Here is a 21,246-nt window from a genome sequence, read left to right on the forward strand (position 1 = left end):
GAGCATTCCGTGGTCGCACGACACGTCAAGCTGGTCTTGTCGCTTGGCGGCAGGCACGACTGGCGCAGCGCGGGAGAGTTGACGACGGCGCGCTGAAGAGTGGGCGGCAAAAACACATCCGACTCTCGCTAGTCATCGAGGTAATTCCAGTCAACGCCGGTCACCCATATGCCGCAACTGGAGGGCGAGGCAGGGGGTTCCCGCTGGTCGGCTGTTTGCGCGACGACACGACAGCGTCCGTCGGTGTAGGGCTCGCACGGGAGCCAATCTCCGTGGGGCGTCGGCGAGGCCTGCCGGACGCCGCCGCGTCATCCTGGTGCGCGGCCCGTGCCGGGTGGCGCTGGGCGCGGGAGAGCAGAGGGACAGATGACGGCACGTGACATGTTCTGTGTCGTGTTGGCGAGCCTGGCGTGCCTGTGGGGCGGTGTGCGGGAGGCGCGGCTGCAAGCGCGGCTGCGTCGGTACGGCGTCCACGCCGGGGGTGTGGTGGTGGACCAGTATCTGGCGCCGGCGGACGATAATTTGACGCCCGTCATCGAGTTCACCGACCGGCAGGGCCGACCCGTCAGGTTCACGCCCGTGGCGACGGGGACGGGGCTGGGGCTGGACCTTGGAACCCGTGTCCCGGTCGTCCATCTGCCCGAACACCCCGAGATTGCCAGGGTGTTCACCCGGAGGTACCTCCGGCCCATGTACATCAGCATGCTTGCCGGAAGCGGGATCTTCCTCGGCGTCGCGGTGTGGATCGTGCTCAAGAGCTGAGCTGGTTCTCCTTCCTCGTTCTCACGAAAGGATCCACAGCCGGATCGCTGCGACGCTGACCGTGCCGTGAAAGACGAACGCTCGCTTGTCGTACCGGGTCGCCACAGCTCGGAAGCCCTTGAGTGCGTTGACGGTCCGCTCAACTTCGTTCCTGTGTTGCTGCCGCTGACGGTCGAGAACGCCGGTCAGGCGCCCGCTTCGAGTGGTCACGAGCACTGACGTGAGCGAGACACTCGATCGAGTGATGGAGGCGCTGACGGGCGTGAGCGAGGAGGGGGTGGCGGCCGCGCCGGCTGCGGTCGGCGCTTCGGTCCCTCGCCAGTCGGCGCCGCCGGCGCCCTCCCGGGCTCCCGGTCATGTCCCCTCATCCCGGCCGGCCGTGGGAGTCCTCCTCGAGGGTTGCGCGAAGGACGGCCAGGGTCGAGGCGATGCGGGCCAGGTCATCGGGGGGAACCGCCGCGGTCAGTGAGATGAGCTCGCTTTCGACAATGGGGCGGGAAGCGGACAGCTGCTTCTCACCCGCGGATGTGAGGCGGAGGACGGACGAGCGGCGGTCCTGGGGGTGCGCGACCCGCAGGCACCAGCCCGCAGCCACCAGCCGGTCGACCGCCTTGCTGACGGCGCCCACGGTGATCGCCAGTTCGCCGACGATGTCGAGCACGCGGCACCCCGGCACGCGGTCGATGATCTCCAAAAGCTCGAACTGTCCCAGCCCCAGCCCTTGTTCGGCGCGCAAACGGGCGCTCACCGCGTTGTAGAGCCGGGTCTCGACGCGGACCAGATCGGTGAAGATCGGGGTGATGTGGCTCACATTGGCCTTCCAGTAGATTCTCGGGAATCATCTTCCTTAGAATCCGGTTGGGGTCAGGCAGGTGGATTCCAAGGAATCCATCCTCGCACCCCGACCCATGGAGGCCCCGCATGTCCCGACAGCAGCGCGACGCCCTGGACGCCATACTCCGTTCCGCCCCTCGCAGCGAGACGCGGCCCACTCCCGAGGAGCAGCGCAGCGGTTTCGCCGCGGCTGTCACCCGCCCGGCGCCGGAGGGCGTGGTCACCCGCAGGACCGTCCTGGGCGGTCGACCGACCCTGGAGCTGGAGCCGGCCGAAGCCTCCGGCCGCGGCCGACTGCTCTACCTGCACGGCGGCGGCTACGTCATCGGCTCACCGGACACCCACGCAGGGCTGGTCGGTGAACTGGCCCGCCGCGCCGGGCTGCGCGCGACGTCGGTGGATTACCGGCTGGCGCCCGAGCACCCTTTCCCGGCGGCTGTCGGCGACGGGCTCGCGGTCTACCGCGAGCTGCTGGCGTCGGGCACCGACCCACGGGATCTCGTCATGGCCGGTGACTCCGCCGGTGGCGGATTGAGCATCGCCACGCTGCTCGCCGCCCGGGAGGCCGGGCTGCCGCAACCAGCCGCCGTGGTCGTCTTCTCCCCCTGGGCCGACCTCACCCTCGCTGGAGGAAGCATCCGTTCCAAGGAGAGCGCCGACCCCATTTTCACAGAGGCCGACGTGCGCGCCTACGCCGATCTCTACGTCGGCGCAGGCGACAGGGCGCATCCCCTGGCCAGCCCGGTGTTCGCCGACCTCACCGGACTGCCCCCACTCCTCGTGCAGGTCGGGGCGAACGAGGTGCTCCTCGACGACGCGGTCCGGCTGGCCGGCCGCGCGGGCGCCGACGGCGTCGACGTCACGCTCGAAGTCGGCCCCGGCCTCCCCCACGTCTTCCAGCACCACTACGGCCGCCTCGACGAGGCGGACGCCGCACTCGACCGCGCCGCCCGCTTCCTCACCGCCCACCTGAGCGCCGGGCGCCCGGGCGCCGACCATCTCGAACCGGTCCACTGACACCGACCCCGGCGGCGGGAATTCCACCGCGAGCGCACCGGGCTTCGCGGTACCGAACAAGGTCGGCGGGCTGTTCCCCAACCCCTACGACAAGTACTTGTGCACGCCGATGGAGTACGAGCCGGACCGCGTCGCCGTCATCCGCGGCAAGGCGCCCAGCTTCCCCAACACGGCCAACGGGCAGTCGGTGCTGACGAAGACCCGGCTTCGCTACTGGTCTCTTTGCCAGAACCGGCTTCAGATCCCCTATGCGGTGAGTTCCTGCGCCGCAGACTTCCAGACGAGCCGGAGCAAGGACGGGCGTGACACCTACGTGGTGTCCACCTCGCGGGACCGTCCGCACAACGCGACTACGGCGAACGGGATCACCTGGATCGACTGGGGTCCCACCAATGTCCAGAGCGTCCTGTTCTTGCGGAACATGCTCCCGGCGCAGAACCTCACCAACGCGGTCCAGGACGTCAAGAAGGGTGACTGACCCGGCGAAAGTGATGGGCGCCTACTACCCGACCATCACCTACTGCACCAAGGAAGCCTTCGCCAAGGACGGCCCGGACGCCTGCAGAGGCTGATACGCAGGCAGCCTGAGCGCAACTGCGGCAAGTCCTGGCAGGCCGGCACGAGAGATGGCTGCCCCTCGCCGGCCCCGCCGGCTCCCGGATTGTGGCGGTTGCCGACGGAAGGCAGGGTGGTCTCGAGACCGTTCGGGCCAGGCAGAAGGCACACCGCCTGTCACGGATACGGCCAAGCCGACGCGAGATCGTCCATTCCGGGCAGGCTTACGGAGGTGTGGTGCATGTCGGAGAAGAACCCGGAGCACGGGACCGCCAACGAGGTCTCCTTGCCGCCCGAAGTCAAGTTGCTGCAGGAGGTCACTCCGCCCTTCTTTCCCGAGGGTGGTTCGGGAATGACCATTCTCGTCGAGTGGCCTCCCGGTCACCCCGGGCTCCCTCCGCATCGCCACTCGGGCCCGTCGTTCGGCTACGTCATGGAGGGCGCGCTCCGGTTCGAGCTCGAGGGTGAGCCGGAGCGTGTGGTCGAGGCCGGTGGGACGTTCTGGGAGCCAGGCGGTGACGTGATCCACTACCAGGACGGCAACGCCCTGTCGGACGCATCGACCAAGTTCGTGGTGACCATGGTGTGCGCGCCGGGTCAGCCGATGCTCACGGTGGTCGACGAGGAGGAGCTGAAGGAACGGGCGCACCTGCGCGCCCCGCGTCCCTCCGAAGGCTGACCCGCGACCCGCGAGATCGACACGCGTCACTTCACAGGGAAGCGGCGGGCCGGGTTCACAGGCGCACGACGACCAAGGGGGTGTCGTCGGTGGCGCCACCGGGTGGGAGTAGGTCGGTGAGCACGGCGTCGGCGAGACCTTCGGGATCGTCTGCCCGGTGGCGGGCCAGGGAGTCGGCGAGCCGGGCGAGGCCCTTGTCGATGTCCTCGCCGCGGCGTTCGATCAGACCGTCGGTGCAAAGCACGGGGGCGCCGCCCGGCCGACGACGTCGCCGACGGTGACGGCCATGTGGTCGCCTGGCAGGTCGACGAGGTCGTACCAGTCGCCGGCCACGTTCAGCGCTTCGGCGGCGGGCCCGTAGCGCACGGCCGCCGGGTGGCGGCCGACCGGGCGGGGAGCATGGCTTCTTGCAAGGGCAGCGCCACTGTGCTTCGGGCCGTCGGCAGGCGGCCCAGCCGCCTGGGCCTCGCACGACTCTGCCGGGCCCGGCGGGCGCCACAGGGATCCACTCAGAGGTGGAGTGGGTCCGAGTCGCCTGCCTCCCTGCAGAGGGCCAAGCGGCCGGCGGACACGCCAGTGACTGACTTCCGCGAAGAATGGGTGGCCATTTCGTAGCATGAGCTGATGATCAGGTCAGGCGAACGACGCGCCCAGCAGCGGCGCGAGCGGCAGAAGGCCGTGCACCGTCACCGCCCGTTCGCCCTCGGTCTGGCCGGGATCGGTGTGGTGATCGTTGCGGCGTTCGTTTTCCGCGACGGGTCCGAGGACGCAGCGTCCATCGGCTCGGCCCGGACCCCCCTACGGACGACCAGGAGCACGGCGTCCGGGGCGCCGGGAGCACCGCGCCCTACCGGCAACGTACGGATTGCCGCCGTGGGGGACGTCGTGATGGGCTCGCTGCCGGACGATCTGCCGCCGGACGACGGCGCTTCGTTCTTCGCTCCTGTCGACGACCTGCTCGTCGGCGACGTGGTGCTCGGGAACCTGGAGGGAACACTCACCACCGGCGGCTCCAGCAAGTGCGACGACGACAGCCCGAACTGCTTCGCGTTCCGCGCCCCTCCGTCGTACAGCCACTGGCTCAAGAAGGCCGGCTTCACGGCGATGAACGTGGCCAACAACCACATCGACGACTTCGGGGCCGAGGGGCGGCGCGAGACGTTCGCCGCCCTGCGTTCGGTGAACCTGCCGTTCACCGGCCGCCTGGGCCAGATCACCATCCAGCGAGTCAACGGCATCCGGGTCGCACTGGTCGGGTTCGCTCCCGACCGGGGGGCCAACGATCTCACGGACATCCCCACCGCGAGGCGACTCACCGCTCGCGCCGCAACGATGGCGGACATCGTGATCGTCACGATGCACGCCGGAGCGGAAGGCTCGGACCGAACCCATGTAGAGCCCGGCACCGAGTACTTCCTCGGCGAGAACCGCGGCGACAGCTACCGCTTCAGCCGTGCGGTGATCGACGCCGGCGCCGACCTCGTGGTAGGCAGCGGCCCGCACGTGATGCGGGGGATGGAGTTCTACAAGGGCCGACTGATCGCCTACAGCCTGGGAAACTTCTCCGGCTACAAGGTACTCGGCCTCGGCGGCGCACTCTCCACCAGCGGCGTGCTGCAAGTCACCCTCCGCGCCGACGGCACCTACGTGTCCGGGCGCCTGCGCCCGACCCACATCGTGGAGCCAGGCACACCGGAGCCGGGCGGCGATGGGATCCACCTCGTCTCCGAAGTGTCGGAGGAGGACTTCGGCCCGCACGCCGCCCACATCACGGCGGACGGGACGATCCAGCGCCCGTAGCTGAGGAGATCCCCATTGCAGGCTCGTGCCGACCGTTGGCATCTGTTGGCATCTGATCGTCCTGCCGACGCCCTGGAGGACGACGAAGCCGGCTGTGGGGGCAGTTGGGAACGCGCTCGGAGCGGAGGAGAGCCCGCGGACCGTTGTGCGGCGCTCAGGCCGTGAGGCCCTCGATTGCCACGGGGAGGTGGCGGGGGCCGCGCAGTACTGCGTTGGGGCGGTAGGGGGGTGGGTCTTCGAGCAGCCGGGAGAACTTGACCCGGCGGAACAGTTCGGGCACGGCCAGATGTAGTTCCATGCGGGCGAGGGGGGCGCCGAAGCAGTAGTGGATGCCGGTGTAGAAGCCCAGGTGCTCGTTGTCCTTGCGGTCGGGATCGAATCGGTCGGGGTCCTTGAAGCGTTTGGGGTCGCGGTTGGCCGCGGCCAGCATGAGCCAGACCGGTGAGCCCTTGGGGATGGTGGTGTCGGCGATGTCGATGTCGGCCAGGGCGGTGGTCCACGGGACGAACTGGACCGGGGGCTCGTAGCGCAGCACTTCCTCGATGAGGGGGATGGCCAGGTCCGGGTCCTTCTGGAAGTGCTGGAGGACGTCGGGGTGGCGCAGCAGGGTGAGGGTGGTGTTGGTGATGGCGTTGACGGTGGTCTCGTGGCCGGCGACCAGGAGGAGCACCGCGGTGGCTTCCAGGTCTGCGGGTGTCATGTCGGGAGCGAGGGCGCTGAGGATTCCGGGGCCGGGACGGCGGCGTTTGGTCTCGATCAGGTCGGAGAGGTAGGCGCCCAGGTCCTGACGTGCCCGCTGCGCCTTTTCCTGGCCGTCGGCGCCGGGATCCACTCCGGACGCCAGGGCGTCGGCCCAGACGTGGAAGCGCGCTTCGTCCTCGCGTGGCACGCCCAGGACCTTGCAGATGGCGGTGACGGGAAGGGGGTAGGAGAAGTCCTGGACGATGTCGACCTGCTCCTTGCCGTCGAAGGCGTCGAGCAGTTCGGTGACGACGTTGGCCAGCTCTTCGCGCAGGCCGTCGAGGAACCTGGGGCTGTGCGGAGGGCCGAACGGCCGGTTGACGGTGTTGCGCAGCCGGTCGTGCTCGGGCGGGTCGGTGAAGATGAAGCTGGGCGGCAGGCCGCCTTCCGGCGCCGGCTGCCCGGGGCGGGCGTGGTCGGGTGGGCGGTTGCTGGTGTCGTTGCTCAGCCGCGGGTCGCCGGCCAGGCTCCGCACCTCGTAGTAGGTGCTGACCAGGTAGGTGCCGTCGTCCTCGCGCCGGACCGGTGTCTTGCGCAGTTCCGCGTAGAGCGGGTAGGGATCGGCGCGGTTGGCGTAGTCGGTGATCTGTGCGGAGATGGTGCCGGGCGTCATGGTGTCTCCTGAGGGGCTCCGGGCGGTGAAAGGGCCGGTGATCAGGCATGTGACGGGACGAACGGGGCGCCGGCCGCGATCTGCTGCTCACCGGTTGAGATCGACGACAGGCCTCATCCGGAACCCGCTCCCCGCACCGGCCGCGGTCGCCGCAAGCTCCGCAGCTCCAGCGCTCGGTCCACACGATCGGTCGGCATGCCTCTCCCTCAGGATCGACTCCTTCGGAGCGGCCCGCAAACCGGCAGCGGGGCCCGGGAAACCGTCTCCCAACCGACTGAGATTTGTTGGTACTTGCTGGTCAGGCATGGTTTCGCTCGGCCAACAGAGCCGCGCGGTGGATGCCCTCTCCCCAATCCACAGCCCCTCTGGGCCCGTCGGCGCGGCCCGCTCGCCGTGAACACGGCGAGCCCGGCCGCCGTAAGTGTGAGAACCGGAACCCCTCCGGTGCCCTGACGGTCATTGGCCTCCGCCACTTCCGGTGCGGGTGTTCGAGCAGGAGTGGCGTCGGCGGCTGCGCAAGAACCAGGACACGCACGTCCAGGTGCTTTCAGGCTGATCTTGCCAGGTCCGAACAGAGCTCCAACCCCTCACAAGCACAGGAGCCCCCTTTTGACGTCGACGAAATCCGTGATGAAGAAGCTGCCCGAGGTCACTCTGGCGTTCTGGATCATGAAGGTCGCCGCGACGACCCTGGGAGAGACGGCGGGCGACCTGTTCGCCCAGACGCTCAAACTCGGTTACTTCCTCACCACGATCGTCCTGTTTCTGATCTTCGTGGTGACGCTGGTCGTGCAGCTGCGGTCCTCGCGCTACCACCCGTTCTTCTACTGGACCGTGATCCTGTCGACCAGCATGGCGGGCACCACCATGTCCGACTTCATGAACCGCGACGCCAGTGCCAAGTACCTGTCGAAAGGCGCCACCTCACTGGGCTGGGGCCCACAGGGTTTCGGCATCGGCTACCCGGAGGGCGCCGCAATCCTGATCTCGATCCTCCTGGCGATCTTCCTCGTCTGGAGGATCAGCGGGATGACCTTCCAGATCAGGGACATCGTCACCTTCAAGGGCGAGGCACTCTTCTGGGCGGCGATCCTCGTCTCCAACACCCTCGGTACCTCGATGGGCGACTTCCTGTCCGACAGTTCCGGACTCGGCTACCTGGGCGGTGCGGCACTGGTGACCGGTGTGCTGGTCGTGCTGGTCGTCCTCATGAAGGTGCCCAGCGTCCCGAACGTGCTGCTCTTCTGGATCGCCTTCGTCCTCACCCGCCCCCTCGGCGCCACCGCGGGCGACTTCCTCACCAAGCCGGTCGCCAAGGGCGGCCTGGACCTCGGCACCGCGGGCTCCTCGGCCGTGCTGCTCACCGTCCTGTTCGGCCTGATGGCCTACGCCCACATCCAGGAGCGCAAGGCCCCCACACCGAGTCTTGAGACTGTCGGCCCGGAGGCCGTAGCGGCCCGCCAGGAAGCAGGTCAACGGTAAGCACTGGCGCCGGGCGCGTGAATCCGCGCCCGGCACACCGCAAGTTCAGGGGCACCGTCGCGTCAGCCCGGGTGGGCCTGTGCGCGCCTGTGTCGCAGCTCGCCCTCCTGGGCAAGTCTGCGCAGCAGCGCCAACACCGGTTCGAGCAGCAGGATCACGATGGCCGCTCGTTCGGCCAGTTGCTCCGGCTCGTCGATCCCGTCGAGCTGTTCGAGGTCGAGGCGGGCGACGGACGCGGCGAGCCTCGCGTAGGGGACCAGTTCGTCGTTGCTGTAGGGGACGCCGAGACGGCTGAGTTCCTGGAGACCCGCTGCCAGTGCGTGCGGGTGGGGTGAATCGTCCGAGATGTTCCACTCCATGGCGTTGAGCAGTTCCTTCACCTGCTGGACCTGCTCGGGGCCGGCCTCCGCGTCGCCCGACTCCGTCGGGATCGGCAGGGCGTGGTGCAGCACACCGAGGGCGGGCCGGGACTCCTCCGGGTGATCGACCGCCGCCAGCACGTCTCGGGCGGCCGCGATGGACAGGCCCCCGCGGGCGGTCAGCGCCCGGATCAGCCGCAGTCGCTTGACGTGCTCTTCGCCGTACTCGGCGATCGTGGCACCCATCGAACGTCCGGGCGGCAGCAGGCCCTCGCGCAGGTAGTACTTGATTCTCCCCACCGGAGTCCCGGACCGGCGGCTCAGCTCCGAGATCTTCATGCGCTCCCTCGACTCTCTGCTGGTCTCAGTGTCCCAGGTGCCTGGAGGCCGGACCCTCGTCCCAGGTGCCTGGAGGCCGGACCCTCGTCCCAGGTGCCTGGAGGCTGGACCCTCACCTTGGAAAGTGTTACTTTCCAATCTTGGAAAGTGCAGGTTTCCAGTGTGTCGCCCATCCCGGCGGACGGCGCGAACCACGCACACAGAGGAGAGGCGCATGGCCAGTTCACCCGCACACGCCCGCATGAGCGCACGGCACCTGCTCCGGGGGCGCCGGCTGTGGCTCGCCTCCGCAGCGGTGATCGGCTTGTTGTCCTTTTTGCTCTCGCTGCTCTACCTCGGCGCGAACAGCAACCCTGTCGGGGCGATGCACGACCTGCCGATCGCTGTGGTCAACGCCGACCAGGGCTCCGTGTACGCGGGCAAGCAGATGAACCTGGGTGCGCAGATCGCCGAGCGGGTCGCCGGCGCCCCGCAGCTCAAGGGCAAGGTCGGCTGGAAGCAGGTCGACCGGGCCGGGGCAAAGCGGCTCATGAGCCAGGACAAGGCGTTCGGGGCGTTGGTCGTCCCGGAGAACTTCTCCGCCACCGTGCTGGGGCTCGCGGCCCCTGGCAGTGCCTCCCCGAAGCAACCGACGCTGGAGATCCTCACCAATCCCGCGGCCGGCAGCTTCGGCTCGAACATGGCCGAGCAGGTCAACCGTGAGGCGGCACACGACGCCTCGGTCGTCCTGGGCGGGCAACTGGGCCGGCAGTTGGCCCACCAGGCCGCCCAAGCCGAAGCGGCTGGGCACCGCGTCACCGCACCGAGCGCCCCCGGGCGGCTGCTGCTTGCGGATCCGATCAAGGTCGTCGTGTCCCAGGGGCATCACCTGGGCGACCACAGCGGATTCGGTCTGACCTCCTTCTTCTACACCCTGGTGCTGGTCCTCGGCGGCATGCTCGGTGCCAACGTGATCCACATGCAGGTCGACGCCGCCCTCGGCTACGCCGCGAAGGACCTCGGCCCCTTCCGCACCGCACAGCCCGTGCGACACCTGAGCCGCACCCGCCACTTCCTCGTCGGCTGCGCACTCATGGCCGGAGTCTCCCTGGTCACCTCGGCGCTGGCCATGGCCGCCGCGGTCGAAATCATCGGCATCGACGCCTCCCACCTGCTGCTGCTCTGGATCTTCGGGTCCTGCGCCACGATGGCGATGGGCTGCACGGCGCTCGCCCTGCTGGCGGTCCTGGGCACCCCCGGCCCGCTCGTCTCGATGCTCGTGCTGATCGGCCTCGCCATCCCGTCGGCGGGTGCCACCATCCCGCTGCAGGCGCTGCCGTCCTTCTACCGCTTCCTCGCCGAGTTCGAACCGTTCCGCCAGGTCCTCGACGGGGTCAGGTCGATCCTCTACTTCGGCGCCCAGCTCGACGCCGGACTCGCCCGGGCCTGGACCATGACCGGTGCCGGGCTCGCGCTCTCGCTGCTCCTCGGACTGGGCCTGACCCACTTCTACGACCGCAGGGGGCTGCACCGCACCGCGCAGTTCGAGCCAGTCGCGTTCCCCGCGGCTGCCTGATCCGCTTCCGGGGCGGGCCGACGGCCCGACCATGCCTGACCCTGCTGTCCCGTCACGTCCATATAACGGTTCATATGTCATATTGCGCATATGATCCCGACGAAAGGTGCGTCATGAGAGTCGCAGTCATCGGCGGTACCGGGCTGATCGGTTCGCAGGTCGTCACTGACCTGAACGCCGCCGGGCACGAGGCGGTACCGCACTCGCAGTCCACTGGAGTCGACGTCATCAGCGGCCGGGGACTGGACGAGGCGGTGGCGGGAGCCGACGTCGTCGTCAACCTGACGAACTCCCCGACCTTCGACGAAGCCTCCCCGGCCTTCTTCCAGACCTCGATGGACAACCTCCTCGCCGCGGCCCGCAAGGGCGGCGTCGGCCACTTCGTCATCCTCTCGATCGTCGGGGCGGACCAGGTGCCGGAGCTGGACTACTACCGGGCCAAGGTGCTCCAGGAGCAGATCCTCGCCGCCGGTGCGGTCCCCTACTCGATCGTCCGGGCGACGCAGTTCATGGAGTTCATGGACGCCGTCATGTCCTGGACCTCCGACGGCGACACCGTCCGGTTGCCTGCCACGCCGATCCAGCCGATCGCCGCCAAGGACGTGGCCGGCGCGGTGGCACAGGTCGCCGCGGGCGCCCCGCTGAACGGCATTCGCAACATCGCCGGCCCCGAGATCTTCACCCTGGACGAGCTGGGCCGCATCACCCTGTCCCACAAGGGCGACAACCGCAGCGTCGTCACCGACCCCACCGCCGGCATGTTCGCCGCCGTCAAGGGCGACGTCCTCACCGACGAGCACGCCCACCTCGCCCCCACCCGCTACACCGACTGGCTCACCTGACCGACGAGAACCCCGTCGTGGTCAGACCGATGGAGGCGCGGCGTCCCGCGGTGGCCCCGTTGTGCGACCGGCGGCCTTCCCGCCGCCCCGGCGCTGTTGCGGAGGGCAGCGGCCCGGCGTTGGAATCAAGAGTGTGAGGCAACTTGGCGACGCCGTGTCCGCCGGCCGCCCCGCCCCCGGGACGGGGGCCGGCCGGAAGGGGCTCAAGAACAACGCCTTGGGCATGTTCTCCTCGGTGGTCATCGGGACAGCGTCCACTGCACCGGCCTACAGTCTCGCCGCAACGCTGGGGCTCATCGTGGCGGCGGTCGGTCTGCAGACACCGATCGTCATCATGCTGTCGTTCGTCCCGATGCTGTTGATCGCGTACGCCTTCAGGGAGCTCAACGCGAGCAACGCCGACTGCGGAACCACCTTCACCTGGGCAACCCGCGCCTTCGGCCCACGTACCGGCTGGATGGGCGGCTGGGGCATCTTCGTCGCCAACGTCATCGTGATGGCGAGCCTCGCCGAGATCGCCGGTGCCTACGGCTTCCGACTGGTGGGCCTGGACGGACTGGCGGAGAACCGGCTGTGGACCACTGTGGCGGGCATCGTCTGGATCGCCGTGATGACCACGGTCTGCTACGTCGGCATCGAGTTCTCGGCCGCCGTCCAGCGCTGGCTGCTGTGCCTGGAAGTGGGGATGCTGCTCCTCTTCGCGGTCGCCGCGCTGGTCAAGGCCTACACCGACCCTCCCTCGACGGCGATCCATGTCTCCGCCTCCTGGTTCAACCCCTTCGAGGTGTCGTCGATGAAGGGGCTGACGTCGGGCATTCTGGCCGGCGTCTTCATCTACTGGGGCTGGGACACCGCCGTCTCGATCAATGAGGAGACCGTCGACAGCACACGTATCCCCGGGCGCGCCGCCGTCATGTCCACCGTGCTGCTGCTGATCATGTACGCGCTGGTGTCCACCTCGGCGCAGGCCTTCGCAGGGGTCGGCTCCTCGGGCGTCGGGCTGGGCAACGCCCGCAACTCGGACGATGTGCTCTCCGGACTGGGCGAGGCCGTCTTCGGGAGCCACGGCACGGGGCTTCTCCTGTCGAGACTGCTGATCCTGATGGTGCTGATCTCGGCGCTGGCCTCCACCCAGACCACCATCCTGCCCCTGGCCCGTACCGTCTTCTCCATGGCGGTCCACAAGGCCGTTCCCTCCCAGTTCGCCCGGGTCCACCGCAAATTCCTCACCCCGACCTGGTCGACCGTCGGCATGGGCGCGATCTCGATCGCCTTCCTCATCCTGCTGGCGTCCTTCAGCGGGAACGTACTGGCCGACTCGATCGACTCGGTCGGTCTCGCGATCACGTTCCAGTACGGACTGACCGGGTTCGCCTGCCTCTGGTACCACCGCAAGGTCCTCAGCCGCAGCACCAAGGACCTCGTCTTCAAGGGCGTGCTGCCGGGGCTGGGCGGGCTGATCATGTTCTGCCTTTTCGTCTACGCCACTTTCGTGTACGCCGCCCCCGGGTACGGCGCGACCAGCGTCGACCTGCCGCTGATCGGACCGACCGGCGGAGTCACCGTGGTGGGCCTGGGCGCCCTGCTGCTCGGTCTCCTGCTGATGCCTGTGGTCACCCGGGGCCACTCCGTGGCCCTCAAACTCCAGCGGAGCCTGCTTCCGCGTCGCCTGCCGCGGCACACCGCCGTCGACTCGGCGAGCCGCTACCTGCCCGCCGACAGCGGGTCCGGGGTGGGCGGCGACTGGTACGACGTCATCCCCCTGTCGGGCACCCGGGTCGGCCTGGTCGTCGGGGACGTGCTCGGTCACGGTCTGCCCGCCGCGGCCACCATGGGACGCCTGCGCACGGGTGTGCGGGTGCTGGCCCGGCTGGACCTGACCCCGGACGAGCTCCTGTCCCGCCTGAGCGACCTGGTCGAGCAGACCGCGCACGAGAGCGGAGCCGGCCACGGCCCGGGCCACCTGAGACCGCACGCCGACGAGGCCCAGGGCGTGACCTGCCTGTACGCGGTGTACGACCCCGTCTCGGGGATATGCAGCCTGGCGCGGGCGGGGGAGTCGGTGCTGGCGGTCGTCGAACCGCACACGGGCGTCGTCGACTATCCGAAGCTGCCGCCCGGGCCGCCGCTGGGAGAAGACGGCCTGCCCTACCAGAGCACGGAACTGGAGCTCCCGCCGGGCAGTCTCGTCGCCCTCTTCACGGGCGGCCTCCTCCAGGCGGCCGACGGCCGTGAGGCGGGGCTCGCGCAGCTGTCCGAGGTCCTCGCCGACGGCCGAACGTCCCTGGACCAGCTGTGCGACCGGGCGGTGTCCACCCTGCTGCCCGGGCCGGTGGACGAGGACGCGACGCTGCTCATGGTCCGCACCCGCCTGCTCGACCGCGGCCAGTTCAACCAGTGGGAACTGCCCCCGGACCCGGCGGCGGTGGCCACCATCCGCACCGCCGTCAGCAAGCAGCTCCGCGACTGGGAGCTGGGCGACCTGGCATTCACCAGCGAGCTCATCGTCAGCGAACTGGTCACCAACGCCATCCGCTACGTCGGCGGCCCGATCCAGGTACGCCTGATCCGCGACCGGACCCTGATCTGCGAGGTCTCCGACACCGGCCACACCACGCCCAATCTGCGGCACGCCGCGAGCGACGACGAGGGAGGCCGGGGCCTGTTCATCATCGCCCAGATGACCCACCAGTGGGGTACGCGCTACACCCCCACCGGCAAGACCATCTGGACCGAGCAGGACATGCCGCCGACGGACGGTCAGTAATGCCAACCACCCGCCGAGGGTGATGCCGGCCCCACCGACCGGGCTGATCCTGCTGGTGGCGTGGGGAGTGGGGGAGCGGGGGAGTGGGGAAGTGGCGGCGTCGGGCCGACGGACCGGGGCGGTGAAGGGACGAGCGGGCGATGGCCGACCACAGAGCCGAGCGCATAACGAACCTCGTCAGCCCTCTGCGGGTCGAGCCCGGAACCAGGGTGCGTCTGCCGGATGACTTCGATCCCGGATACCGGGCGGGCATCAGCAAGAAGAAGGACGGCGTCGCGTTGCTCCGCCGCGGCACCGAGCTGCTGGCCGACTACCAGCGGCGGCTGGCCGCCCAGGACACGTACGGCGTGCTCGTGTGCCTGCAGGCACTGGACGCCGGTGGCAAGGACGGAACCATCCGTCACGTGATGAGCGGAATCAACCCGCAGGGGGTGCGGGTGGTCGGCTTCAAGGTGCCCTCGGAAGAGGAGCTCGACCACGACTACCTGTGGCGCTACGCCCGTCACCTGCCCCGGCGCGGGGAGATCGGCATCTTCAACCGGTCCCATTACGAAGAGGTCCTGGTGGTCCGGGTGCACCCCGAGAACCTCAAACGCCAGAAGCTGCCCGACGCGGCACGCCGCCCGGACGTGTGGGAACGGCGCTACCGAGAGATCAACGACTGGGAGCGCTATCTGACCGACAACGGCTTCAAGATCGTAAAGCTCTTCCTGAACCTGTCGAAGGAAGAACAGCGGGTCCGCTTCCTCAAGCGCATAGACGTACCCGAGCGGAACTGGAAGTTCTCGCCCGCGGACGTCCGCGAGCGCGCCCGGTGGGACGACTACCAGCGGGCGTTCTCGCAGATGCTGTCGGCCACCAGCACGCCGTGGGCGCCCTGGTACGTCATTCCGGCCGACCACAAATGGTTCGCGCGGCTGTGCGCGGCCGCGGTACTGGCCGACACCCTGATCGACATCGACCCCCAGTACCCGCACGTCAGTGACCGGACCCGGCAGGAACTGGCCGAGGTCAAACGGGAGCTGGAACGTCAGGCACCCGAGGGAGCACTGGCCGACCCGTATGCGGCTTCGGCCGCGGGCTCCACCGAGCAGGACCCGAAGGCAAAGAAGAGCGAGAAGGGCAAGAAGGGTAAGAAGGGCCAGAGGGGCGAGAAGTGACCGCGCAGGCGGATGCAGGTCGTCGTGGGCGACGTGGTGCTCCTCGCGGCGGGGGACGAGGTACCGGCCGACGGCCGGATCGTCGCGGCCAGCGCCCTGCAGATCGACGAGTCGGCGCTGACCGGCGAGAGCGTGCCCGCCGCCAAGGATTCCCGGACGCTGACCGGAGCGGACCTGCCGCCGGGGGGCCGGACGAACATGGCGTTCATGAACACCCCCGTCACCCATGGCAGTGCGACGGTGATCGTCACGGCGACCGGAGCCGGCACCGAACTCGGGCGCATCTCGGGGATGTTGTCGCCCCCCGGCGAGGCGTCGCCGCTGACCCAGGAGCTGGACCGGCTCACCCTGTGGATCACGGGCACGGCCGGACTGACGATGATCGTGATGTTCGTCCTGGGGCGCAGCCGGGGTACGGCGTGGGACGCGCTGTTCGTGAGTGCCGTCTCGCCGGCCATCGCCGCCATTCCGGAGGCCCTGCCCACCGTGACCCAGCGAGACGGAGACGGTCCTGACCACCGCCGGCTTCGACAGCAAGCAGATGAACCGGGCGATGCTCGTCGAGTTCGTCCTCGCGGTGCTGGTCACCCAGATGGATGCCTTCCGCAGGCTGCTCGGCACGACCCAGCTGAATCTGGCGCAGCTCGCGTGGACGCTGGTCCCCGCGCTCGCGCTGCCGGCGCCGTGGGAGCTCGGCGAGTTCCTGGCCCGCTGGAACGGGGGGCCGGCCGTACGGGGCCGAGGCGTTGCGACGGAGCCGGACGGGCGGCGTACGGCGGCGTACGAGTACGGGGTACGGCGGCGTACGAGTACGGGGTACGGCGGCGTACGAGTACGGGGTACGGCGGCGGGCGCCGTACCCCGATGTCTTCTCGCCGTTCAGCGGCCCGGCGTCAGATCAGGTTGTAACTGTTGTAGCCGGAGCCGATTTCGACCGGCTTGGCGAAGGGGCGGGACGCGTCACCGGTGCCGGAGTAGCGGTACAGGTCACCGCCCTGCGTGCGGGCGACGATGTCGGTCCTGCCGTCGGCGTCGAGGTCGCCGACGGACAGCACACGGTTGTACGTGTTCCATCCGGCGCCGACCCTGGTGCGGGCCGCGAAGGGCGCCTTGTAGTCGCCGGTGCCCTTGTAGAGCCACAGGACACCCGCCTTGTCCCGGGCGACGATGTCGGACTTGCCGTCGCCGGTCAGGTCTCCCTGGCCGGCGATCTCGGTGTACTGGTCCCAGCCGCCACCGATGCGTACGCGCTGGTCGACCCGGCCGTCCGCGTGGCCGGTGTAGACCCACATCACGCCGGACTTGTCGACGGCCACGAGGTCCGCGTCCTGCGTGCCGCCGAGGTTCCCGGGCGAGAGGACCTTGTTGTAGATCGTCCAGCCCTTGCCGATGTCCTTGGTGTGCGCCTGGAGGTCCTCGGACCAGGTGTAGGTCAGCAGGCCGTCCTTCTGGAAGTCCCAGGTGCCGTCGCTGTTGCCGTCGTGGTCGTTGTCCACGTCGACGGAGGCGGCGGCGAAGTCGAAGCTGACTCCGACGTCGTAGCGGGGCTTGAAGCCGCCCTGGCGGTCCGGGAAGAACAGGAACAGGTTCCCGGTCCGCTTGTCGACGGCGGTCAGGGCGAAGCTGGGCGTCTGCACCCGGCCGGTCGCGGCGACGCGCGGGGCCGCGAGCCCGGCAGACGTGGAGCGGTGCTGGGCCACCGCATGGGAGCGCGCCCGGTCGGCGCCGGCCGGGTGCTCGGCCGCGGTGGCGGTGTGGGCCGTGGTGGCCATCGCGGCGGTGATCGCGGCGGTGGCGAGCACACGGTTGAGCGTGCGGCCGTGTTGGGCGAAGGTCAAGTGAAGTCCCCGTGTTCTCTTGCTGGTTGACACGCCTGTCGGCAGGCCGTGCCAAAGGTCTCCAGAACTGTCTCACAGGTGCTTCACAACTGCGGACGGGGTCATGCGCGTACCTCCGACGCTCACGGCGCATCGCCCTTGCGTGACCGCTGCACGCCGGCCACTTCAGGGGCCTCTTCCGGCGGCGGGCACCGGCGCTGACCGCCGTCTTACCAGCTCCTGGCACACTGACCGGGCCCTGTTGTCCGGCGAACGGGAGTACTGCATGTCGATGGTCGGCAACCTGCGCAAAGTCGCCCGGCTGACGCGCCGCGGCGGCCGTGTGGACCTCAGCCACCCGGCCCGCTCGCCGCTGGGCTCCACCGTGGTCAACTGCGTGGTCTACCGCAACGGTGTCCGTCAGCCCCGCGTCGACTCCGTGCAGGACGCCGTTCGGCAGGTCCGCAGGCGGCGGCAGGGTTTCGTGTGGCTGGGGCTGCACGAGCCGGACGAGAAGGAGTTCGCCGGGGTGGCCGAGCTGTTCGGTCTGCACCCGCTTGCCGTCGAGGACGCGGTCCACGCCCATCAGCGGCCCAAGGCCGAGCAGTACGGCGACGTCCTGTTCGCCGTCTTCAAGACGGTCACCTACGTCGAGCACGCCGAACTCACGGCCACCAGCGAGATCGTCAACACCGGCGAGATCATGGTCTTCACCGGCCCGGACTTCGTCGTAACCGTACGGCACGGCCGCCATGGCTCCCTCGGCCCGCTGCGCGAGGACCTGGAAGCCGACTCCGAGCAGTTGGCCAAGGGCCCGTCCGCGGTGCTGCACGCCATCGCCGACCACGTCGTCGACGACTACGTGGCCGTCGCCGACGCCGTGCAGAACGACCTCGACCAGGTCGAGAGCGAGGTGTTCTCGCCGCGCAGTCCGCAAAGCGCCGACGCCGGCCGCGTCTACCAGCTCAAAGCGCGAACTGCTGGAACTCAAACGGGCCGTGGTCCCCCTCGCCCGCCCCCTGTCCCGGCTCGCCACCGAGCCGCACCGGGTCGTCGGCCCGGAGATACAGGCGTACTTCCGGGACGTCGCCGACCACCTCGCACGCGTCACGGAACAGGTCACGGCCTTCGAGGCCCTGATCGACTCCATCCTCCAGGCCCACCTCGCCCAGGTGGCCGTCGCCCAGAACGAGGACGCCCGCAAGATCACCGCCTGGGCGGCGATCATCGCCGTCCCCACCATGGTCTGCGGCGTCTACGGCATGAACTTCGACCACATGCCGGAACTCCACTGGCGCTTCGGCTACCCCCTCGCCCTCGCCGTCATCGCCGTTGCCTGTTTCGCCATCCACCGCAGCCTCAAGCGCAAGGGCTGGCTGTGACCAGTGCGTGACCGCCGCTGTGGCGCCCCGTGGAAGGGCGGGGCTCAGTCCGTCGCCGTGCTCCCGGCCAGCGCCGCGCGGAGCCAGGAGTCCGCCGCGCCGAGGGTCAGGTCGGTCGTCAACTCCCCTGCCAGGTGCCAGTAACGCCCCATCACCGGGTGATCCGCCTCGGCCAGGCCGACGGTGAGGGCGCGACGGAAGGCGGGAGTGTCCCGGGTACCCCGGGCACGTGCGTGGGCGGCTACGAAGCAGTCCAGGGCCCCGCCGGGACCGGGGGCGCGGTCGGCCCGCCGAGCGGCGTCCACCAGTTGGTAGGCCTCGTGCAGACCGTCGTAGAGCAGATCCGGGTGCGCGGCGGTGGCGGGCCGGTGGGACGCGAGGCAGTGGTCGGTGGCGGCCGTCGCGAGGGCGTGCAGGCGGGCGAAGGCGAGGACCTGGTCCGGAGTCGGGTCGGCGGGGGGCTGCGGTACGGCCGCCTCGACGATCGCGCGGCGCAGGCGGGCGGAGAGACGTACCGGCAGCAGGCGGCGCCAGTACTGCGCGAGCGCGGATGTGCTGGGCGGGACGCCGACCGCTCCGATCAGCTCCAGGCGGTCCGCCAACTGCCCCGGGGCGGCCTCGTGCAGGGCCCGCAGCGCGGCCTCGCGCCAGCGCAGGGCGGCCAGTTGGGTGCCGAGGTCGTCCAGCTGACGAGCCACGACGGCCTCCAGGGTGTCCCCGGAGTCCAGAACCCGCCCGATCTCGGGCACGGGGACGCCCAGCGAGCGCAGCGATCGGATCGCGCGCAGCCGGGCCGGCGCGTCGGGTCCGTAGCGGCGGTGGCCGCCGCTGCTGCGCGCGGCCTCCGGCAGCAGGCCCTGGTCGGAGTAGAAGCGGACCGTCTTCACCGTGGTCCTCGCCTGCGCGGCGAGCTCGCCGATGCTCATGCCGTCCGGGTCGGGGGACAAGGGTTGAACCTCCCTCAGGGGGAGTTCCTAGGTTACCCGCGACGACCCCACCCCTGGAGGTGCTGATGACTGTATTCGTCCTGGTCTCCGGCCCGTTCACCGACGAGCGGATCTGGAACGAGGTGACCGGCCCGCTGCGGAGGTCCGGCGCCGAGGCGCACCCGGTGACGCTGAGCAGGGAGCCCGAAGCCGATCTGGAGGCACATGTCGAGGACGTGGTCCGGCTGCTCGACTCCCTCGGGCCACAGCAGGTGGTGCTGGTCGGACACGACTACGCCATCCATCCGGTGCTGGGCGCGGTGGACCGCCGCCCCGAGCGGGTCGCCCGTGTCGTCCATCTGGACGCCGGGCTGCCGCAGGACGGCGACTCGGCGCTGGCCCTGGTGCCCGATCCGGCCGTGCACGAGCTGCTGGGAGCGGGCGGCAGCCCGGGGCCGGTCCCCGCGCCGGGACCGGCCCAGTGGCAGCGGTGGGGCAGTACGGAAGGGCTGTCGGCGCAGCGGCTGCGGCTGCTGAGCAGCCTGGCGGCCCCGCAGCCGCCGCGGACGCTGACACAGCCGCTGCGGCTGACCGGCGCCGCGGCGGCCGTGCCGACCAGCGGCATCATGTGCACGGCCGGAGGGATGACCGTCGACGCGGTCGAGGCGCTGGTGCACACCGGTCCGCCGCAGTTCCGGAAACTGGCCGACCCCCGCGTGGGCTTCTTCGAACTGGCCACCGGACACTGGCCGATGCTCTCCTGCCCGGGCGAGCTGGCCGAGGTGCTGCTCCGCGCGGCGGCGGGCGAGGGGCGCAGACTGACCGCGCCGAAGGGGGAGTCGCCGTTCCTGCGGCCCTTTCTGCTCGACCTTCCCGAGTCGCCGCGGGTGCGCAACGGGCGCCTGGACCTGCACCTGCCGCAGATGGAAGCGGGGCAGCCGGCTTGCGCACCGCGGCCCGCGGTGCTGTTCGTGCACGGCGGCCCGGTGCCGCCGGACCTCGACCCCACGCCGCGCGACTCCCCGTTCTACGTCGGCTATGCGCGCTGTGCGGCGAGCCTGGGCGCGGTGGGAGCCGTCGTGGACCACCGTCTGCACGGCATCACCGACTACGCGCAGGCCGCGGGCGACGTGGCCGAGGCCGTCGAACTGCTGCGGGCCGACCCCCGCGTGGACCCGGAGCGGATCGCCCTGTGGCTGTTCTCCGGCGCGGGACTGCTCGCCGCGGACTGGATCACCGCCCCGCCGGGGTGGCTGCGCTGCCTGGCGCTCAACTACCCGATCCTGGAACCGCTTCCGGGATGGGGAGCGGTCGGCGCCCGTTTCCACCCGGTCGGCGCGCTCCGGGCCGGTGGCGCGGCGCTGCCTCCCCTGGTACTGACCCGGGCGGGGCGGGAGACGCCGCCGATCGCCGCCACGGTCGAGAAGTTCCTGGTCGCGGCGGAGGAGGCCAAGACCCCGGTCGACGTCGTCGATGTCCCGCACGGTGTCCACAGCTTCGAGATCCACGACCCGACGGACGAGTCGCGCGAGGCCGTGACCAGGGCCGTGCGCACGGTGCTCGGGCACCTGGGGGTTCAGCCCGAGCGCGTCGGCGGGAGTGCCTGAGACCGGGGG

General features: G+C 69.9%; 17 protein-coding genes and 3 pseudogenes. 13 read left to right on the top strand and 7 right to left on the bottom strand.

Going from position 1 to position 21,246, the window contains the following annotated elements:
* Window positions 1-366 precede the first annotated feature (366 nt).
* Window positions 367-762: a DUF3592 domain-containing protein gene (locus AB0A61_RS33255; protein ID WP_361300736.1), complete on the top strand. Its 396-nt coding sequence runs from the start codon at window positions 367-369 to the stop codon at window positions 760-762.
* A 21-nt stretch (window positions 763-783) separates the two neighbouring features.
* Here AB0A61_RS33255 and AB0A61_RS33260 read toward each other — a convergent pair.
* Together AB0A61_RS33260 and AB0A61_RS33265 are read right to left on the bottom strand one after the other, a co-directional pair.
* Window positions 784-915 (bottom strand): annotated as a pseudogene (locus tag AB0A61_RS33260) (IS5/IS1182 family transposase); the annotation flags it as partial.
* 211 nt (window positions 916-1,126) lie between these two features.
* A complete protein-coding gene (locus AB0A61_RS33265) occupies window positions 1,127-1,573 on the bottom strand; it encodes a MarR family winged helix-turn-helix transcriptional regulator (RefSeq protein ID WP_361300739.1) in 447 nt (148 codons plus the stop codon).
* A gap of 110 nt (window positions 1,574-1,683) precedes the next feature.
* Here AB0A61_RS33265 and AB0A61_RS33270 point away from each other — a divergent pair, with 110 nt between their 5' ends.
* From AB0A61_RS33270 to AB0A61_RS33280, 3 genes are all read left to right on the top strand, one after another.
* Entirely contained in the window at window positions 1,684-2,613 is a 930-nt protein-coding gene (locus tag AB0A61_RS33270; RefSeq protein WP_361300742.1) for an alpha/beta hydrolase, read from the top strand.
* A 97-nt stretch (window positions 2,614-2,710) separates the two neighbouring features.
* A complete protein-coding gene (locus tag AB0A61_RS33275) occupies window positions 2,711-3,091 on the top strand; it encodes a hypothetical protein (protein WP_361300745.1) in 381 nt (126 codons plus the stop codon).
* Between the two features lie 318 nt (window positions 3,092-3,409).
* Complete coding sequence (locus AB0A61_RS33280) at window positions 3,410-3,847, top strand: cupin domain-containing protein (RefSeq protein WP_361300748.1); 438 nt, start codon at window positions 3,410-3,412, stop codon at window positions 3,845-3,847.
* A gap of 55 nt (window positions 3,848-3,902) precedes the next feature.
* Here AB0A61_RS33280 and AB0A61_RS33285 read toward each other — a convergent pair.
* A pseudogene (locus tag AB0A61_RS33285) lies at window positions 3,903-4,272 on the bottom strand (SpoIIE family protein phosphatase); the annotation flags it as partial.
* 199 nt (window positions 4,273-4,471) lie between these two features.
* Here AB0A61_RS33285 and AB0A61_RS33290 point away from each other — a divergent pair.
* A complete protein-coding gene (locus AB0A61_RS33290; protein ID WP_361300751.1) occupies window positions 4,472-5,647 on the top strand; it encodes a CapA family protein in 1,176 nt (391 codons plus the stop codon).
* A 154-nt stretch (window positions 5,648-5,801) separates the two neighbouring features.
* Here AB0A61_RS33290 and AB0A61_RS33295 read toward each other — a convergent pair whose 3' ends face one another.
* The gene (locus AB0A61_RS33295; protein WP_361300754.1) at window positions 5,802-7,001 is read right to left on the bottom strand and encodes a cytochrome P450; all 1,200 of its coding nucleotides are present in this window, start codon (window positions 6,999-7,001) and stop codon (window positions 5,802-5,804) included.
* Between the two features lie 609 nt (window positions 7,002-7,610).
* Between AB0A61_RS33295 and AB0A61_RS33300 the strand changes: the two genes are divergently transcribed.
* Window positions 7,611-8,483: a hypothetical protein gene (locus AB0A61_RS33300; RefSeq protein ID WP_361300757.1), complete on the top strand. Its 873-nt coding sequence runs from the start codon at window positions 7,611-7,613 to the stop codon at window positions 8,481-8,483.
* Between the two features lie 62 nt (window positions 8,484-8,545).
* Here AB0A61_RS33300 and AB0A61_RS33305 read toward each other — a convergent pair whose 3' ends face one another.
* Window positions 8,546-9,181: a MerR family transcriptional regulator gene (locus AB0A61_RS33305; protein ID WP_361300760.1), complete on the bottom strand. Its 636-nt coding sequence runs from the start codon at window positions 9,179-9,181 to the stop codon at window positions 8,546-8,548.
* 214 nt (window positions 9,182-9,395) lie between these two features.
* Here AB0A61_RS33305 and AB0A61_RS33310 point away from each other — a divergent pair, with 214 nt between their 5' ends.
* The 5 genes from AB0A61_RS33310 (at window position 9,396) to AB0A61_RS33330 (ending at window position 16,414) form a co-directional block, all read left to right on the top strand.
* Window positions 9,396-10,736, top strand: coding sequence for a DUF3533 domain-containing protein (locus tag AB0A61_RS33310; RefSeq protein ID WP_361300763.1), 1,341 nt, complete (start codon window positions 9,396-9,398; stop codon window positions 10,734-10,736).
* Window positions 10,737-10,849: 113 nt separating this feature from the next.
* On the top strand, window positions 10,850-11,578 hold the full coding sequence (locus AB0A61_RS33315; protein WP_361300766.1) for an NAD(P)H-binding protein: 729 nt from the start codon (window positions 10,850-10,852) through the stop codon (window positions 11,576-11,578).
* Between the two features lie 223 nt (window positions 11,579-11,801).
* Window positions 11,802-14,345: an amino acid permease gene (locus AB0A61_RS33320; protein WP_361300853.1), complete on the top strand. Its 2,544-nt coding sequence runs from the start codon at window positions 11,802-11,804 to the stop codon at window positions 14,343-14,345.
* Between the two features lie 140 nt (window positions 14,346-14,485).
* Entirely contained in the window at window positions 14,486-15,505 is a 1,020-nt protein-coding gene (locus AB0A61_RS33325; protein WP_361300769.1) for a polyphosphate kinase 2 family protein, read from the top strand.
* Window positions 15,506-15,517: 12 nt separating this feature from the next.
* Complete coding sequence (locus tag AB0A61_RS33330; RefSeq protein ID WP_361300772.1) at window positions 15,518-16,414, top strand: hypothetical protein; 897 nt, start codon at window positions 15,518-15,520, stop codon at window positions 16,412-16,414.
* On the opposite strand, the gene AB0A61_RS33335 is transcribed toward AB0A61_RS33330, so the two are convergent.
* Window positions 16,399-17,343, bottom strand: coding sequence for a VCBS repeat-containing protein (locus tag AB0A61_RS33335; RefSeq protein WP_361300775.1), 945 nt, complete (start codon window positions 17,341-17,343; stop codon window positions 16,399-16,401). The genes AB0A61_RS33330 and AB0A61_RS33335 overlap by 16 nt on opposite strands.
* A gap of 265 nt (window positions 17,344-17,608) precedes the next feature.
* On the opposite strand from AB0A61_RS33335, the pseudogene AB0A61_RS33340 reads away from it, so the two are divergent.
* Window positions 17,609-18,704: pseudogene (locus AB0A61_RS33340) on the top strand (magnesium and cobalt transport protein CorA).
* A 44-nt stretch (window positions 18,705-18,748) separates the two neighbouring features.
* Here the strand turns inward: AB0A61_RS33340 and AB0A61_RS33345 are convergent.
* Complete coding sequence (locus AB0A61_RS33345; RefSeq protein ID WP_361300778.1) at window positions 18,749-19,651, bottom strand: MerR family transcriptional regulator; 903 nt, start codon at window positions 19,649-19,651, stop codon at window positions 18,749-18,751.
* Between the two features lie 65 nt (window positions 19,652-19,716).
* Between AB0A61_RS33345 and AB0A61_RS33350 the strand changes: the two genes are divergently transcribed.
* Window positions 19,717-21,237: an alpha/beta hydrolase gene (locus AB0A61_RS33350; protein ID WP_361300781.1), complete on the top strand. Its 1,521-nt coding sequence runs from the start codon at window positions 19,717-19,719 to the stop codon at window positions 21,235-21,237.
* Window positions 21,238-21,246 lie beyond the last annotated feature (9 nt).

This window comes from Streptomyces sp. NPDC046197, from assembly GCF_040646295.1.
In the GTDB taxonomy this organism is placed as follows: Bacteria; Actinomycetota; Actinomycetes; order Streptomycetales; family Streptomycetaceae; genus Streptomyces.